Source organism: Rheinheimera pacifica (genome assembly GCF_024809855.1).
GTDB lineage: Bacteria > Pseudomonadota > Gammaproteobacteria > Enterobacterales > Alteromonadaceae > Alishewanella > Alishewanella pacifica_A.
In genome coordinates this window covers 310,829-327,481 of the sequence record NZ_JANUEM010000003.1, presented here as the reverse complement: position 1 = coordinate 327,481, position 16,653 = coordinate 310,829, and the positions used below count along the sequence as shown (strand labels likewise).

Sequence of the window (16,653 nt, the reverse complement as noted above, 5' to 3'; positions counted from 1 at the left end):
ATTTGACAACGGGCCATTAAATAGGCATATTATGCGGCCTTTGATGGGTCCGGTTTAGTTTTTTAGGAGTGTTACCTTGGCTAACATTAAGTCTGCTAAGAAGCGCGCAATTCAATCAGAAAAACGTCGTCAGCAAAATGCTTCACAACGTTCTATGATGCGTACTTTCATAAAGAAAACCTACGCGGCGGTATTAACTGCTGACGTAACTGCTTCAACTGAAGCATTCAAGAAAATGGTGCCTGTTCTGGATCGTATGGCCGCTAAAGGTCTGATCCACAAGAACAAAGCAGCACGTCATAAAGCTCGTTTAAATGCCCATGTTAAAGCATTAAGCGTTGCTTAAGACACAGTTCCAACAAAAAAGCCGGCATCAGCCGGCTTTTTTGTTTTTGCTATCCGGCTATTAAGAGCAATATAGCTTATGCAGTAACGCAATCAGCGCTTCAGCTTCTTTGCTGTTCAGGCTATAAAACACCGTTTGGGCTTCTTTGCGGGTTTTTACCAGCTTATGCCGGCGTAACAACGCCAGATGCTGCGACAATGCGGACTGGCTCAGCTCCAGTTTTTGATTCATTTCCCCTACCGACAACTCCCCTTCCAGTAAATGGCAGAGGATCAACAAACGCCGCTCATTGGATACTGCTTTTAACAGCTTTACTGCTTTAGCAGAATTTTTCAGCATATCCTGTAAATTCATTTCGTGTACCTGTATGTCCGGACGGCCCGATATTACCGCCTTCCTTATAGAGCGACAATATAATCATTCTTATTTAACAAAGAATAACACTTTCTGCTTTATCTCAGTGGCAACCCCTCTGCTGATCTGGCAAAGGCTTGTTTTTACCGAGCATGGCTTCGGTGCGAAAAGAAAAAGTGCTACAGTCAGCGCACTACAATAACAAAAGGAACAAGCAACGATGAAATTATGGTTAACCACGCTGGCAACCGCACTTAGCCTGCAACTTTCAGCTCAGGAACTTACACTGGACAATACTCTGGCTTATCAGCTGACAGAATCGATTACGGTAGAAGTAGGCCAGCGTCTGGCCGGTAGCGAAGCCGATGCCAGAGCTGTAGCCTGGGCCGAGCAGAAATTTAAACAGCTGGGTTATGATAAAGTCTGGACCGAGCCATTTAGCATGCAGTACTGGGAGCGGGGCAATGCCAGCCTGAGTGTCAGTGCGCCTTTTCATCAAAATCTGGTGGTTACCGCTTTGGGTGGTTCTGTCGCTACACCGTTTGATGGCATTAATGCTCAGGTTGTAATGTTTGACAGCCTGGAGCAGCTAAAACAAGCCGATGCCACACTGGTAAAAGATAAAATCGTTTTTATTAATAGAAGTATGGGTAAAGACAAATTGGGTACCTTTTATGGCTCAGTGGTTGGCGCGCGCGCCCAGGGTGCGGTAGAAGCAGCAAAATTAGGTGCCAAAGCTATTATTATCCGCTCGGTAGGCACCAGTATTAACCGTTTTGCCCATACCGGCATTATGCGTTACAGCGATGAGGTAACCCGGATCCCCGCCGCAGCGGTTTCGGTGCCTGACGCCATGCAACTGGCTAAAATGCTAAGCCGCCAGCCAGAGCTGACACTGCACTTACAAATGCAGAACAAATTACCCGGCGAAGTAATAAGCCACAATGTTATTGCCGAGATCACCGGCAGCAAATACCCGGATGAAATTGTACTAATAAGCGCCCACATTGATTCCTGGGATGAAGGAACCGGTGCACTGGACGATGGCGCCGGAGTAGGCATTGTTATGGCAACCGGTGCTTTACTGAAAAAACAAGGCAGGCCAGAGCGTACGGTACGGGTGGTACTGTTTGGCAATGAAGAAGGTGGTTTAGTAGGTGCCCGTGCTTATGCTGCCAAACACGCTGCCAGCCTGAATAAACACGTATTTGCTTCAGAATCTGACTTCGGTGCAGGCCGGATCTGGCGGCTGGATACCGGCTTCGGTGAAAAGGCACTGGCCTTTGGTAAAACATTGCAGCAAAAACTGGCACCGCTAGGTATAGAAATGGGTGATAACACAGCCTCTGGTGGCCCGGATGTATCTATTTTAAAAGCGCAGGGCGTACCGGTTGCCAGTTTGCAGCAAGACGGCACTGATTATTTCGACTACCACCACACGCCAAACGATACGCTGGATAAAGTTGATCCGGCCGCAATGCAACAAAACCTGGAAGCCTGGTTAATTACCACTAAAGCAATAGCAAACAGCCGCATTGATCTAAGGCAGTAAGCTAACCACGCACTCGCAGCGGCCGGGCTTTAACCGGCACCGGCCGCTGATGTTTACGATAACTGCTACGCAACAGCCATAACTGTATACCTACTACCAGCATGATCATTGCCGAAGGGTAAAAATACACATTGTCACTACCGGTAAACAGCAGCATCGCCACTATGCCGTAGTTAAAAGGTAGCATCTCGTAAAACCAGAACGGTAATACCCCGCCATACTTATTTCTGGCATCTTTAATATCTGAACGACGATTATCTGAACGCAACACCCAAATAACCGCACCGGCAAACACAATAAGCACGCCGGAAACAACGGCCAGCCAGGAGTTTATCCCCAGTAAAATTGCACTGCCAACAACAATATAAGCATAAGGTATCGTTTCATATAATTTTGCAGGCAACATCAGTGAACCTCCTCCTTGTTCAGCTAAAATTAAGTGTAGAACAAGTTTTGCTTTATGTATGACAATGCCATTACAACCATTAATTAAACTAATCTGAATACAGCAAAATTCCTCAGTTGAGTAACACTGTACCGAACAGCATAATGCGCACAAATTATAGTCAGCCAGATACGCAGGAAAACGTTATGGAAAACATTATGTTCGATATTATCAGCTGGGTTGGCTTAACAATTTGTATTGGCGCATTTTTTATTAAAGATGTGTTCTGGCTACGCCTAGCCACACTTATTGGTTGTAGCCTGTTATTTGTTTACTACAGCCACATTGCCATTCCACAGGGTGTTATCTCTAATTTATTAGTATTATTAATTAATGCTTACTACCTGCTGCGCTTTGCCAAAGCCCGTAAAACCGAAAAAGCTGCACAGCAAAATTCAGCCTCTACTCCGCTGGCAACTCAGGCCGAATAACCACACACTACTTTTGTCTGGCGGCAGTGCGGGCTATAATTACCGACCGGTCAGACAGGAGTACCCGCTATGCAAAACGATGAATCAGACTTGTTTCTGCAGGAGATGTCTGGTGTAACGCCATTATCTCAGGACGCTGTATTGCTGGAGAACGGTGAGTTCAGTCCTACGCTGGCACAACAAGCCCGGCGTAAAGCAGCAGAGCAGGACATGGAGTACGATGCTAACTATCTCAGCATGGAATATGTTGATCTGGTAAAGCCGGACGAGCCTTTCACCTATAAAAAAGATGGCGTACAAGACGGCGTATACCGCAATTTACGCCTGGGTAAATATCAGTTAGATGCCACATTAAACCTGCTTGGTAAAAGCCTGAGTAATGCCCGCCGTGAGCTGTTTTTCTTTATTGAAGATTGCCATAAGCGTGGCGTACGCACTTTGCTTATTCATCATGGTATGGGGCGTAACAGTAAACCGCACCCAGCGATATTACGCAGTTACGTATTTAAATGGTTACCGCAAATACCAACAGTGCTTGCCTGTAATACCGCCCAAAAGCAGCATGGCGGTTATTCAGCTACCTATGTTTTGCTGCAAAAAAATGCCGAACAAAAGCGTGAAAACAGAGAGTTACACAGCAAACGCGGTGCACAAAAATAACTAACCCCCGGCAAGCCGGGGGTTAGGTTTAGTCAATCCGTTTGACTGTATTCGATTCCTGCTATCCGCCACACAATAAACAGACAGCTTCGGCTTTGGTTAAAAATGCCGATAACGCCATTAAACACACCACAACGGCGATTGCGGTAAAGCCAAAACCCCGACTGGACGCTTTACTCATAACTAACCTCAGTTACGCATTTTGTTATTTTAATTAGCAACTTGGCCTAAGTTTCCTTAAACCGTCACTGAGTGTAGTTAAGTTGTAACAAAGTTACAATAACTGTGTATTTAACCAGCATTTTCAATATGATGCGCCAGAGCTGAATAAACAAAATCAGCTGCCAGTAAACGGCTGTCATTTAGTTGCGGTAAAGCTTCTGTGCTGTGCTCAATATGGGTGATAACAAAACCGGCCTGCTGGTAATTTTTCAGCGCCGATGGATGATCTGCGCTGCAGGTATGCAGCCATATTTTACTGGCCTGCCACTGTGCCGCCTGCATCACTGCAGCTTGTACCAGCTTTAACCCCAGGCCCTGACCGATAAACTGTGGCAATAAACCAAAGAATTTGATCTCTACACTTTGATCAGAATGTTTCAGTAATTCAATATAACCTGCCGGCGTCCCTTTTACCCATAGCAACCAGGTGCGTACCTGCTGCCGGGTCAGATAATCCAGCCACTGCTGATAGTTCCAGCTTAAGCGGCTAAACCAGCGCCAGGGGCCGCCAACCGTGCGAAACATAAACTGGCTTAACTCAGGGCTGATAACCTCAGCTTCTGCTAACTGCACACCATCCGGCCATTGCGGTGACGATGGTGTGGCCGCATCAAACTGCAAAAACCAGGTGGTGATGTCTGTGGTATGCATTTTAATATCCCCTGCCAATATCTACCGGATTAAGCAAAGCTTCACCGCGCTGGCTACGCCGGTAGTTATCAGCAATTTGTGTAACCACAGCGCTAACATCTGTTACCGCTGAAACATGCGGTGTAATAAGCACAGCCGGATGGCTCCACAGTGCATGCTCTGCCGGTAACGGTTCCTGACAAAATACATCCAGGCACGCAGCCTGCAACCGGCCGTTATCAAGCGCGGCCAGTAAAGCGGTTTCATCAACAATATCGCCACGGGCCACATTAATAAAAATGGCGCCGGTTTTTAAGCTGCTGAAAAAACTCTCGGAGAGCATCTGCTGCGTTGCCGGTGTTAGCGGCAGTAAGCAAATCACAATATCAGCATCAGCTACAGCTTTAGCAAGGCCTTCTGCAGCATGAAAACAACTGATATGCTCAAGCTGCTTTGCTGTTCTGGCCCAGCCAGTCACGCTATACCCCAGGCTGACAAAATGCGTGGCAGCAGCGCTGCCCAACTCCCCCAAGCCAAGCACAGCAATATGCGCAATCTTTCTTGGGCTTTTCGGCTTCCACTGCTTTTGTCGCTGCTGCGCGCTGAATATATCTAAGCGCAGACGGTAGTAACTGACCACACCATCAAGATAGCGCACCATGGTATCTGTTAGCGTTGCGTCAACAATACGGGCGATAGGCAAAGCAGGCAAAGTGGGATCAGCCAGTATGGCATCAACCCCGGCACCAAAACACTGTACTGCTTTTAAAGCTGGCAGGCTGGCCAGGCTGCCATGCGGTTGCTTCCATACCACAGCAAATTCAATAGCTGCCGGGTTACTGATCTGCGGCCAGATTTCAATTTCAGTATCAGGCAAAGCCTGCATTAAGCGTTGTTGTAAATCGTCAAGTTTACGATCGGGGATAACGAGGGCTATTGTCATACTATACCTTAGGTTTTAATTCCGGTTTTCTGCTTGTAGCTGGGCCGCAATGAAGTTAACATTTGCCTCACCTTATAAAAACATCATCATACAAAATGCCAAAAAATATCTTTTTGTCTGTACCGTTGTTGACAATACTGCTTTACCTTACCAGCACAGCGGGCATGTCACAGGCCGCAGAGCCTGATACGCCGCAGCAAACTGTTAAGGCATTACCGCAGGAGCAGCCTGATAATATGTCAGCCCAGTTTAATTTGCTCTTTATGGGCAACAGCCATTCTTCAAGCCATAACCTGCCACAATTGGTGGCAAAATTACTTCAGTCCGGCATCCCCGGTGCCAAAGTCGACACCCGGCTGGCGTCAGGATACCATTTTCTGGATGAACGGCTGCAACATCAGGCCAGTACCAAACTGTTAAATGACGGTAACTGGACTCATGTGATCCTGCAGGCGCAAAAATACAGCACAACAGGCCGCTATTTCTACCCTACTGATGCGGCTGAAGAATGGATCAGGCGCATAAATGCCAAAAACGCAGTTGCCATCATGTTTCCGGAATGGCCCAGACGGGGCAACAAGGAAGAAGGCCAGCGTATACACCAGCTGCATCAGAGCATAGCCAAAGCGGAACCGGCCTGTGTTGCCCCCATAGGGCTGGCCTGGGAGAAGGCATTACAACATAACCCCAGGCTGAAGCTGCATGCCAGCGATGGTAATCATGCTGCCTTTGACGGCGCATTTCTTACGGCACTGGTACTGTATGGCACCATCAGCCAGCAGGACCCTGCTGCACTGCCGGAACTCAGCGCAGTCAAACTCAGCCGGGAAACCCAGGCAGAATTAAAGCAGGCAGCCTCAACCATATTACGCCAGCATCCCCCCTGCGCTGGCAAATGATCTCAGAGCAACAACGCTGTCAGGATGCTATAGGTACGCTGATACCCGTCCGGTTTAATACCCGGCCGGAACTGCTGATAGCCAGCTGCCAGTTTGACGTCAGTCGTTATAACGATACGTTATTTAAGCACTATGGCATCACAATGCCAGACAGTCTGTTACGGGCTGTGCCGAAACGGCGTTGCGAGTATCTGGCTGGCAGAGTTTTGTTTCAACAGCTGCTGCAGGAACACAACCAGCCGGCCTGGCCACTGCTTAACACTCCTGCGGGTGCACCGCTATGGCCGCCAGGTTATACCGGTTCAGTCAGCCATTCCGATGGCACGGCCATTTGCTGTTTGTGCCCAACCGGGGTGTATCAGGCTACCGGTATAGATATCGAAACGATACTAAGCACAAAAACCGGCACAGACATTGAGCAACTGATTTTACAACCGGCAGAGCAACACTTACTGCGCCAGTTAACGGCTGTGACTTATACTGAACTGCTGACCATTGCATTTTCAGCAAAAGAAAGCCTGTATAAGGCTCTGTATCCTCAGGTACAACGTTTTTTTGGCTTTGAGGATGCTGCTATTACCAATATAAAAGCCGAAACACAGCAGTTTACCCTGTGTTTAACCTCACCACTTGGCCCGCAATTAAGTACGGACACAGAATTTCATGGTCATTACAGCTATGTCGGGCAACAGGTTATCAGCCTGATAGCGCTACCGGCTTAGTCAGCGTTGTTACCGGCGCAGTCTGCCAGCAGGTCTGCAGTGTCGTTTCAATAATACGGGCCATTTCAGCTAATTGCGTATTAATAAAGAAGTGATCGCCATCAAGTAAATGATGGCTGCAGCTTGCAGCAAACAGTTGCTGCCACGCCTGCACATTTTCAACTGGAATGTCTTTATCAGCACGCCCAGCCAGGCTGGTCATATCTATCGGCAGTGGCTTAACCGGCGGACATTCATAGTCATAGCCCAGTTTAAAATCCGCCCGCAGCGTAGGTAACATCAGTTCCATCAGTTCATCATAAGCCAGCAGTTCCTGCGGGGTACCGCCAAGCAAAGCCAGCTCGCGCCTGAACTCCTGATCTGCCAGCAAATGTATCGGCTCACGTTTTACCCCCAGTTGTGGAGCAGAACGGGCAGCCATAAACACATGCTGCACCTTTGTTACCTGCTGCAACCGCCAGGCTGCTTCGTATGCCTGCAGACAACCGTTACTGTATCCCAGCAGAGCAACAGGCTTATCGGCCTGAGCCAGAATTTCCGGCACTACCACCTGCGCAATTTCTGCCGCAGACGTCAGCGCAGGTTCAAACATACGGTTCCCCCTGCCCGGCAGTTGCACGGCAACCAGTTCGATCTGATCAGACAACAGCCTGGCCAGCGGAAAATAAATCGCAGCCTGGCCACCGGCATAAGGAAAACAGAATAATCTCAGCTTTGCTGCCGGCTTAGGTTTAGGCACGATAAACCAGTTATTGTTATACATATTTTACTCCATCAGCAAAGCGGCTATAACCAGCCGCTTTCCACCACTACTGCAGTTTGCTCATCAATATAAGCAGCCAGTTGCTGCACATTGCTATGCTCAAACAAGGCTCTGACACCAAGTTCCAGCCCCAGACTGCTGTTTAGCTCAGAGATCAACCGCATGGCCAGCAACGAATGGCCGCCCAGCGCAAAGAAGCTGCTGTTCGCACTCACCTGCTCCAGTTGCAGCACCTCCGCCCATAACCGGGCCAGCTGCTGCTCCGTCTCTGTCACCGGCGCAACATACTCGCCTGACTCCACCGCCTCTGTCGCCAGACCCACCAGCGCCTTCTTGTCCAGCTTGCCATTCGGCGTCAGCGGCAACGCTGATAACACCGCATAACGCCCCGGCACCATATACGCCGGCAACTGCGCCGCTGCCGCTGCAAAAACCTCCGTCATCACTGCGCCTTCAGCCGCCACCAGATACGCCACCAGTTGCTGCTCGGCCTGCGTCTCACCCACCACCAGCACCACTGCATCTTCCACACCCGGTGCCGACATCAGCACCCGGCCGATTTCCGCCAGCTCTATCCTAAAGCCACGCAGTTTGACCTGCTCATCCAGCCGGCCGTAAAAATAGTACTGCCCGTCATCGCCCAGCCGCACCACATCACCGCTGCGGTAATAGCGCTCGCCGCTGTCTGCATCCTGCACAAAGGCCTTATCCGCCTCGGCATTATTATGGTAACCCTCGGCCAGCCCGCAACCGCCTATGCACAGCTCTCCGATAAAGCCTGCCGGCAGCACCGTTCCCGCTCGGTTACGCACCGTCAGCACCGTGCCCCACACCGCCTGCCCTATCGGCTGACGCCGGCTGACATCAAACCCCCGCGGGATCGCATAGCACGTCGTCACCACGCTGTTCTCTGTCGGGCCATAGGCGTTTACCAGTTGTACCTGACTGTTATGCCGGTACAGTGTCGCAGCAGCATGGTTCGGGAATACATCACCGCCTACCAGTAAATGACGCAGCGGACTATTAGTTATACTTTCTTGTACTGTGACTTGCTCTGAGCTTTCTTCCTGTTTCACCCATTGCTCAAATAATACCGGTGTCATCAGTGCAGTACTGATCTGTTCCTGCCGGATCAACCCCGCCAACTGCCCCGCATCAATAAAGCTGTCCGGATACAGCACCAGCGTACCGCCGTTCACCAGCGGCCCCCAGATCTCAAACACCGCACCATCAAACGCCATCGACAACAACTGCAGACTGCGACTGCCCGCCCTAAAACCAAACATGTCCTGGTTATGCCGCAACAACCGCATCACCGCCCGATGACTCACCGCCACCCCTTTGGGCCGTCCCGTCGTACCCGAGGTATAAATCAGGTACGCCAGCTCATCCGCCGTCACCGCACTGTCTGCTAAGTCACGACCATAGCCTTCATCCAGACTCAGTCCCGTCAGCGCCGTACTGGCCGCCGGGCAACTCACCCCCTCCAACTGCGCATGATGCTGACACAACACATGGCTCACCCCCGCATCCTGCAGGATATAGCTTATCCGCGCCGCCGGGTAACTGGCCGCCACCGGCACATACACCGCACCCAGCTTCAGCACCGCCAGCAGCGCACTAATCAGCTCCACCGAGCGCTCAGCCACCACCGCCACTTTATCCCGCCGCTTCACCCCCTGACCGGCCAGATACCCCGCCAGCCGCGAGGCCCGCGCATCCAGCTCACGGAAGCTTAACCGCTCAGCCCCACACACCAGCGCTTCCTGCTGCGGCGTCTGTGCCGCCCAGTAAGCAACGCCCTGCTCCAGCCGCTCGGCCGGCGCGTCTGCTAACACCACCGCCTGCTCTGCAGCACGGATGGCATAACCGCTCAGCGCCCGCTCCGGCTGCGCCGCTATCTGCTCCAGCAACCGCATAAAGGCCTCCGCCACCGTACGGATACTGTGCTCGCTGAACAGGTCTGTGCAATACCCCCAGCTGAAGTACAGCCCGTCGCTATCACTTATCGCCGTCAGCGACAGGTCGAACTTCACGCTGCTCTGGCTGTCCCGCTGATATGGCGTAATATCCAGCTCCGGCAGCTCCAGCGCCACCTGCTCGTTGTTCTGCAACACAAACAGCACCTGGAACAACGGGTTATACGCCAGGCTGCGCTCAGGCTTCAACGCCTCGACCACCAGCTCGAACGGCACGTCCTGATTACTCTGCGCCGCCAGGTGCATCACCCGGTTACGCTTTAGCAATTCACTGAAGGTCGGGTCATTGCTTAAGTCGGTACGCAGCACCAGCGTGTTCACGAAGAAGCCTATCAGGGCCTCCGTCTGCTGCTGCGTCCGGTTCGCTACCACCGTCCCCATCACGATGTCCTGCTCGTTACTCCAGCTGCCCAGCAGGGCCGCGAAGGCACTCTGCAACGTCATAAACAAGGTCGCACTGTGCTGCTGGCTTAACTGCTGCAACCGCTGCAATACCTCAAGCGATACCTCGCTGCCAATAAAGTGGCCACGCAGGCTCTGCACCGCCGGACGTACTTTATCCGTCGGCAGGTTATGCAGCTGCGGCGCACCGGCCAATTGCTGCTGCCAGTAACCCAGCTGACGTTCAAACACCTGCTCCGCCAGTTGCTGCCGCTGCCAGCGTGCATAGTCGCTGTACTGAATGGCCAGCGGTGCCTCAGCCAGCACCTTGCCCTGGTATAACCGCCGGTAGCCGTTAATCAGCTCCCGCAGCCACAGTCCTGTTGACCAGCCGTCACTGGCAATATGGTGCATCAGCACCAGCAACAACTGCTTATCGTCTGCCAGCTGCGCTACATATAACCGGCACAGCACATCCTGCTGCAGGTTAAAGCGGTACTGGCTGGCCTGTTTCAGCCAGCCGTTGGCCGCCTCATGCTGCGCCTCGCCACGGAACTGACGCAGGTCCGTGACCTCAAGACTAAAGCCGTCACTGCTCATCAGTTGCTGCATATGGCCCTGCTCGGTATCAACAAAGCAGGTCCGCAGGCTGTGGTGCCGCTCTATCACCTGCCGCGCCGCTTCGCGCAGCAGCGTCAGGTTAAGCTGACCGGTCAGTTCATAGCAGTACGGCATGTTGTACAACGCCGGCGCATTCTCCAGATGGCTGACAAACAGAATACGCTGCTGCGCATAAGACACCGGTTGCAACTGCCGGTAGTCATCCGCCGGAACAATGCTGCCCAGCGTACTGCCCTGCGCCTGCATCAGCCGCTCAGCCATGTCTTTGAGCACCGGCGCTTCAAACACCAGCCGCACCGGCAATTCCAGCGCCAGTTGCTGCCGGATAGCCGCAATCAGCCGCATGGCCAGCAACGAGTGACCGCCCAGTGCAAAGAACTGCGCCTGCCGCGACGCCCGCTCCAGCTTCAGCACCTGACACCAGATCTGCTCCAGCGCCTGCTCCATCGGCGTCTGCGGTGCGTCATATGCCTGCACGCTGTCAAACTGCGGCAACGGCAGCGCTTTGCGGTCTACCTTGCCGCTGACCGACAACGTGAAGCACTCGACTTCCATAATATGTTGCGGTAACAGGTATTGCGGCAGCAACACCGCCAGTTGTTGTTGCAACTGTGCGGTACGCCCGCCACAGCCCGCCGCCGGGACGATATAGGCCAACAGCACCTGACTGCCTGCCCGGTCTTCCTTCACCGCGGCCACGGCCTGCTCCACGCCATCCAGTTGCAGCAGTGCCGCTTCCAGCTCGCCCAGCTCTATCCGGTAACCGCGCAGTTTAACCTGATGGTCTCCCCGGCCCAGGAACAGCAGGGTGCCGTCTGACAGCCAGCGCACCAAATCACCGGTACGGTACATCCGGCTGTCGCCATCCTTATTGCCCCACTCCCGGCTGAAGCGCTCTGCCGTTTGCTCCGGCCGGTTCAGATACCCGGCTGCCACCCCGGCACCGGCAACATACAGCTCGCCGATGGCCCCCACCGGGCTAAGCTGCTGTGTGCTGTCCAGCACGTAGAAACGGGTGTTGCTTACCGGCCGGCCAATGGCAATACTGCTGCCCTGCGGCGCATGTGTCAGCGGGTTAACGCTGCAACCGATGGTGGTCTCCGTCGGGCCATAGTGGTTAAAGATACTCGCCGCCGGCATCAGCTCGCGCATCTGCTGGTGCAGGCTGGTCTTAAACTCTTCCCCGCCCAGCATCAGGCTGTGAGCTGTACTGACAGGGCCTTCCAGCTCAGCCAGCAAGGCCTGCATCTGCGTCGGCGTCACTTTGATATACAACCGCTCTGCCCCCGACAGACGCTGCGCCGCACTGCGGTACAGGTTGTCTTCATCGGCAATATACAGGCAGCCGCCACTGAGCAGCGGCAGGTACAGGTTGGGGATGGTGCCGTCGAAGCTGAATGAGCTCAGCAGGATGGCACCGGCCAGCGTGGCATCATAATAATGTCCCCGCGCATGTTGCAGGTAGTTGGTCAGGTTGGCATGGGTTATCGCCACGCCTTTGGGCTGACCGGTTGAGCCGGAGGTGTAAATCACATACGCCAGTTGCGCCGGGCTCACCTGCGGCCAGACCAGCGCCGCCTGTACCCTAAGCTCGGCCTGCACCGCTGCCGTATCCAGCGCCACCAGCGCCAATCCCTCCGGCAACCGCGACGCCAGCGCCTGATGGCCCAGCACCAGCACCGCGCTTGAATCTGCCAGCACATAGTGCAGCCGTTCATCCGGATACGCCGTATCCACCGGCAGGTATGCCGCACCGGCCCGTAACACGGCCAGCATCGACACCACCAGATCCAGCGATTTATCCAGGCAAATCGCCACCACAGCGTTGGCGGTCACACCGCGTTGCAGCAACAGTGCCGCCAGTTGGTCCACCCGCTGGTTCAGCTGCCGGTAGCTCAGCTGGCCTTCGCGGCTATGCACGGCAAGATGCGCCGGCACGGCCGCCATCGCCTCGCTCAGCAACTGGTTCACCAGCACCGACCCGAACTCGCGCCGGGTTGCATTCCAGCGGCTGAGCAGGCTGCGGTCCTGCGCCGTCAGCAGGTCATACCCCGCCAGCGGCAACTGTGGCTGCGCCACCAGCTGGGCCAGCAACTGCCGGTAACTGCCGGCCAGCCGTTCAATGCTCTGACGCTGGAACAGGTCGGTGTTATATTCAAAACTCAGGTGCAGCTGGTCGTCAAACTCCACCGCCGACAGCTTCAGATCAAACTTGGCGCTGTCACGGCTTTGGGCGACACCGCTGACACTCAGGCCGCTGAAGTCGACATCGGCCTGCTCATTGTTCTGCAAGGTGAACAGCACCTGGAACACCGGGCTGTAGCTTAAACTGCGCTCAGGCTGTAACTGCTCTACCAGCAGTTCAAACGGTAACTCCTGGTGGTCAAAGGCGTTCAGCACCATCTCGCGGCTGTGGACTAACTGCTCGCTGAAGCTGCGCTGCCAGTCCAGCTGATGACGCAGCACCAGTGTATTGACGAAGAAACCGATCAGCGGCTCGACGTCTTTAACCGTGCGTCCCGCCACCGGCGTACCGATGACGATGTCCGTTTCGTTGCTGTAACGGCTCAGCACCAGCGCAAAGGCGGTATGCAGCAGCATAAACTGCGAGGACTGCTGCTGCCGTGCCAGTTGGTTCACCCCGTCCAGCTCCGCCTTGTCCAGCACCAGATTGACACGGCTGCCACGGAAGCGCTGTACTGCAGGGCGCGGTTTATCCAGCGGCAGGTTATGCACCTGCGGCAGGCCGTGCAACTGCTTATGCCAGTAACCGGTCAGGCGTGCCAGGGCTTCGCCCTGCAGTTGCCGGCTCTGCCAGCGGGCAAAGTCGGTGTACTGTACGCTCAGCGGCGTCAGTTGTACGGCCTGTCCTGCACGCAGGGCGTTATAGCTCTGGGCCAGCTCGCGCTCCATAATGGCAAATGACCAGCCATCACAGGCAATATGGTGCAGGCACAGCGACAGAATATGCCGCTGCGGTTGCAGCCGGATCACACAGCCGCGCAACATCAGCCCGGCGGACAGCGTAAACGGCATCGCCGTATCCTCGGCCAACCACTGATCCAGTGTATATTGTTGCTCCTGTTCTTCCAGCGCCGACAGATCCAGTTGTGCCAGGCTGAACACTACATTACTGAGCACCTGCTGGTAAGGGCCGTCACCGTCATCCCGGAACACGGTCCGCAGCGTATGGTGACGCTCCACCAGTAACTGCAGGGCCTGCTCCAGGGCAGTAATGTCCAGTTCGCCGTCAAACTGGTAGCGGGCCGGTACGTTGTAGTTGGCACTGCCCTGCTCCAGTTGGTCGATAAACCACAACCGCTGCTGCGAGAAGGACAGCGCCACCTTATCGCCTACCGCGGTGGTCGGGGCCAGTGCGCTGCTGCTGACATGCTCACCCTGCTCAATCAGCCGGGCCATCGCACTGAGGACCGGGGCCTCGAACACCTGGCGGATACTGAAATCCACCGCAAAGCGGGTACGTACCGCCGTCACCAGCCGCATCGCCAGCAAGGAATGCCCTCCCAGTGCAAAGAAATCGCTGTGCCGCAGTACGGTAGTTCCGGGCAGCAACGGCTGCCATAACTGCGCCAGCTGAATTTCGGTTTCGGTTTGTACCTGCTCACCTTCGGTTTCAGCCTGCCATACGATTGGCGGCAAAGCAGCTTTGTTTACTTTGCCGTTGCCGGTTAACGGTATTGCCGGCAACTGCATCCAGCCTTTTGGCCACATATAGTCCGGTAATTTACCGGCCAGATGCTGTTGCAACAAACTGGTGTCTACCGCCTCTGTAGCGGTACTGACAAAATATGCCACCAGCTGTTCGCCCTGCGCCGAGCTTTGCAGCAGTACCGTAGCATCACTGATCCCGGGATAACTGAGAATACTATGCTCTATTTCACCCGGTTCAACGCGGAAACCCCGGATCTTCAGCTGCTGATCAGCCCGGCCCAGATAATCATACTGGCCCTGATGATTCAGCCGCACCAGATCACCGGTACGATACCAGCGATCCGTGCGGCCATTCAGCTGCAGCTGTACAAAGCGTTCTGCTGTCAATTCACTGGCACCGGCATAGCCGATGGCCAGGCAATCGCCTCCCAGATACAGTTCGCCGACAACACCTTCCGGCACCGGTTGCCGGTGCTGATCCAGCACACAGATCCGGGTACCGGCTATCGCTGCACCAATCGGTGGCAGCAACGGCCAGTCTGCCGCCGGGGCGCTGAGAACATGTTCAGTTGTGACATGGGTTTCGGAAGGGCCATAATGGTTAACCAGCAATGCCTGCGGATGTAACCGGAATAACTGACGGATCTCTGGCGTGATACGTAATTGCTCACCAGCCGTAACCAGTACCTGCAAATCAGCAAGCTGGGTATTGCTGCCAAGCAGCGCATGCGCCAATACCTGCAACACGGCATACGGCATAAAGATCCGGCCAATCCGTTGTTGCTGTAACAGGTTGATCAAGCGGGGCATATCCAGCCGCGAATCTTCATCTGCCATTACCAGCATGCTGCCGGTAGTCAGCGCCGTCGCCATTTCCTGTACCGACACATCAAACTGCAATGACGAGAACATCAGTGTTGGCATGGCCGCAGATAAGCGTGCAGCACCTTGTTGCTGGTGCGCCAGCAACGCCAGTATAGTGCGGTGCGGCACCAGCACACCTTTAGGTATACCGGTAGAACCGGAGGTATGAATTAAATATGCCGGGTGATCTGCACTATGGCTGACATCCGTCAGCGCGCTGTTATCCAGTGTCTGCAACTGCGCAGTGCTGCATATAAGTTGCTGTACCCCGTCTGACAGAGGTTGCTGCAACTCAGCAGTGGTCAGTATCCGCCTGATACCGGCATTGCCGCTAATCTGCTGTAAGCGATCCAGCGGTGATTTGGCATCCAGCGGCGTATACACGGCACAGAGTTTTAACAATGCGACAAATGCCAGCACAACTTCGGCCTGCCGCGGTAGCATCACGCCAACATGCTCACCTGCTGTAACGCCTTGCTGACGTAACCAGCGTGCCAGTTGATTGGTCCGCTGCTCCAGCTCAAGGTAGCTGTAGCATTGCGTACCGGCAACCAATGCTGTTGCGGTCGGCGTAAGCGCTGCCTGCTGTGCAATACACTGGCTGATACTGCTGATCCCGACGGGCACCGCCGGAGGTACTTCTGCCAATAACACCTCACCTGACAATGGCAGTCTGGATACCGTTACAGCCGGATCCTGAATAATGCTATGTAGCAGATGAATAAAACAGCGGTTAAAACGGCTGATACTCTGCGCTGCAAACAGATCGGTATTGTATTCCCAGTTAAGCTGCAGCCCGGTGTCGGTCTCCATCGCTATCAGTGTCAGATCAAACTTGGCCAGTGCCGCCCGGCTACGTTGCGCTGTGATATCCAGTTGGCTGGAATCGGCTTCAACCTGCTGGTTATTGTGCAGCACAAACATCAGCTGGAATAACGGGCTGTAGCTCAGGCTACGCTGCGGGTTAAGTTGCTCTACCAACAGTTCAAACGGCACATCCTGGTTACTCTGTGCATCCAGATGTGCCTGACGCGCCTGTGCCAGCGCAGTACTGAAAGCAGGATCAGCAGAAAAATCGTTACGCAGTACCAGAGTATTAACAAAGAAGCCGACCAGATGGTTCAGTTCGTCGCGCCGCCGGTTGGCAACCGGGCTACTCATCACAATGT

The 16,653-nt window shown here is 54.0% G+C and carries 12 protein-coding genes (1 of these 12 running past the window's edge); 6 read left to right on the top strand and 6 right to left on the bottom strand.

Annotation, left to right across the window (positions count from 1 at the left end; translation table 11 throughout):
- Positions 1 to 76: 76 nt before the first annotated feature.
- Positions 77 to 346, top strand: a complete 270-nt coding sequence (rpsT, locus tag M2404_RS06640) for a 30S ribosomal protein S20 (protein ID WP_068228633.1) — start codon at positions 77 to 79, stop codon at positions 344 to 346.
- Positions 347 to 406: 60 nt separating this feature from the next.
- Here rpsT and M2404_RS06635 read toward each other — a convergent pair whose 3' ends face one another.
- Positions 407 to 700: an ArsR/SmtB family transcription factor gene (locus M2404_RS06635; RefSeq protein ID WP_068228627.1), complete on the bottom strand. Its 294-nt coding sequence runs from the start codon at positions 698 to 700 to the stop codon at positions 407 to 409.
- Positions 701 to 920: 220 nt separating this feature from the next.
- Here M2404_RS06635 and M2404_RS06630 point away from each other — a divergent pair, with 220 nt between their 5' ends.
- On the top strand, positions 921 to 2,252 hold the full coding sequence (locus M2404_RS06630) for a M28 family peptidase (RefSeq protein WP_259238945.1): 1,332 nt from the start codon (positions 921 to 923) through the stop codon (positions 2,250 to 2,252).
- A gap of 1 nt (position 2,253) precedes the next feature.
- Here the strand turns inward: M2404_RS06630 and M2404_RS06625 are convergent, their stop codons facing one another.
- Positions 2,254 to 2,658: a hypothetical protein gene (locus M2404_RS06625; RefSeq protein WP_259238944.1), complete on the bottom strand. Its 405-nt coding sequence runs from the start codon at positions 2,656 to 2,658 to the stop codon at positions 2,254 to 2,256.
- A 185-nt stretch (positions 2,659 to 2,843) separates the two neighbouring features.
- Here M2404_RS06625 and M2404_RS06620 point away from each other — a divergent pair, with 185 nt between their 5' ends.
- Both M2404_RS06620 and smrA read left to right on the top strand, forming a co-directional pair.
- A complete protein-coding gene (locus tag M2404_RS06620; protein WP_259238943.1) occupies positions 2,844 to 3,128 on the top strand; it encodes a hypothetical protein in 285 nt (94 codons plus the stop codon).
- 69 nt (positions 3,129 to 3,197) lie between these two features.
- Entirely contained in the window at positions 3,198 to 3,788 is a 591-nt protein-coding gene (gene smrA / locus M2404_RS06615) for a DNA endonuclease SmrA (RefSeq protein WP_259238942.1), read from the top strand.
- A 291-nt stretch (positions 3,789 to 4,079) separates the two neighbouring features.
- On the opposite strand, the gene M2404_RS06610 is transcribed toward smrA, so the two are convergent.
- Complete coding sequence (locus tag M2404_RS06610) at positions 4,080 to 4,661, bottom strand: GNAT family N-acetyltransferase (RefSeq protein WP_259238941.1); 582 nt, start codon at positions 4,659 to 4,661, stop codon at positions 4,080 to 4,082.
- 1 nt (position 4,662) lies between these two features.
- Positions 4,663 to 5,583 carry a 2-hydroxyacid dehydrogenase gene (locus tag M2404_RS06605; protein WP_259238940.1) on the bottom strand — a complete coding sequence of 307 codons (921 nt, stop codon included), beginning with the start codon at positions 5,581 to 5,583 and terminating at the stop codon, positions 4,663 to 4,665.
- Positions 5,584 to 5,747: 164 nt separating this feature from the next.
- Between M2404_RS06605 and M2404_RS06600 the strand changes: the two genes are divergently transcribed.
- Both M2404_RS06600 and M2404_RS06595 read left to right on the top strand, forming a co-directional pair.
- Positions 5,748 to 6,482, top strand: a complete 735-nt coding sequence (locus M2404_RS06600) for a hypothetical protein (RefSeq protein ID WP_259238939.1) — start codon at positions 5,748 to 5,750, stop codon at positions 6,480 to 6,482.
- Entirely contained in the window at positions 6,479 to 7,204 is a 726-nt protein-coding gene (locus tag M2404_RS06595) for a 4'-phosphopantetheinyl transferase family protein (protein ID WP_259238938.1), read from the top strand. The genes M2404_RS06600 and M2404_RS06595 overlap by 4 nt, the downstream gene beginning before the upstream one ends.
- Here the strand turns inward: M2404_RS06595 and M2404_RS06590 are convergent.
- A complete protein-coding gene (locus M2404_RS06590; protein ID WP_259238937.1) occupies positions 7,179 to 7,967 on the bottom strand; it encodes a thioesterase II family protein in 789 nt (262 codons plus the stop codon). The genes M2404_RS06595 and M2404_RS06590 overlap by 26 nt on opposite strands.
- A 23-nt stretch (positions 7,968 to 7,990) precedes the next feature.
- Positions 7,991 to 16,653, bottom strand: the 3' portion of a protein-coding gene (locus M2404_RS06585) for a non-ribosomal peptide synthase/polyketide synthase (RefSeq protein WP_259238936.1). The gene runs 21,430 nt beyond the window's last position; only the last 8,663 of its 30,093 coding nucleotides appear in the window; the start codon falls outside the window, past its right edge; its stop codon occupies positions 7,991 to 7,993.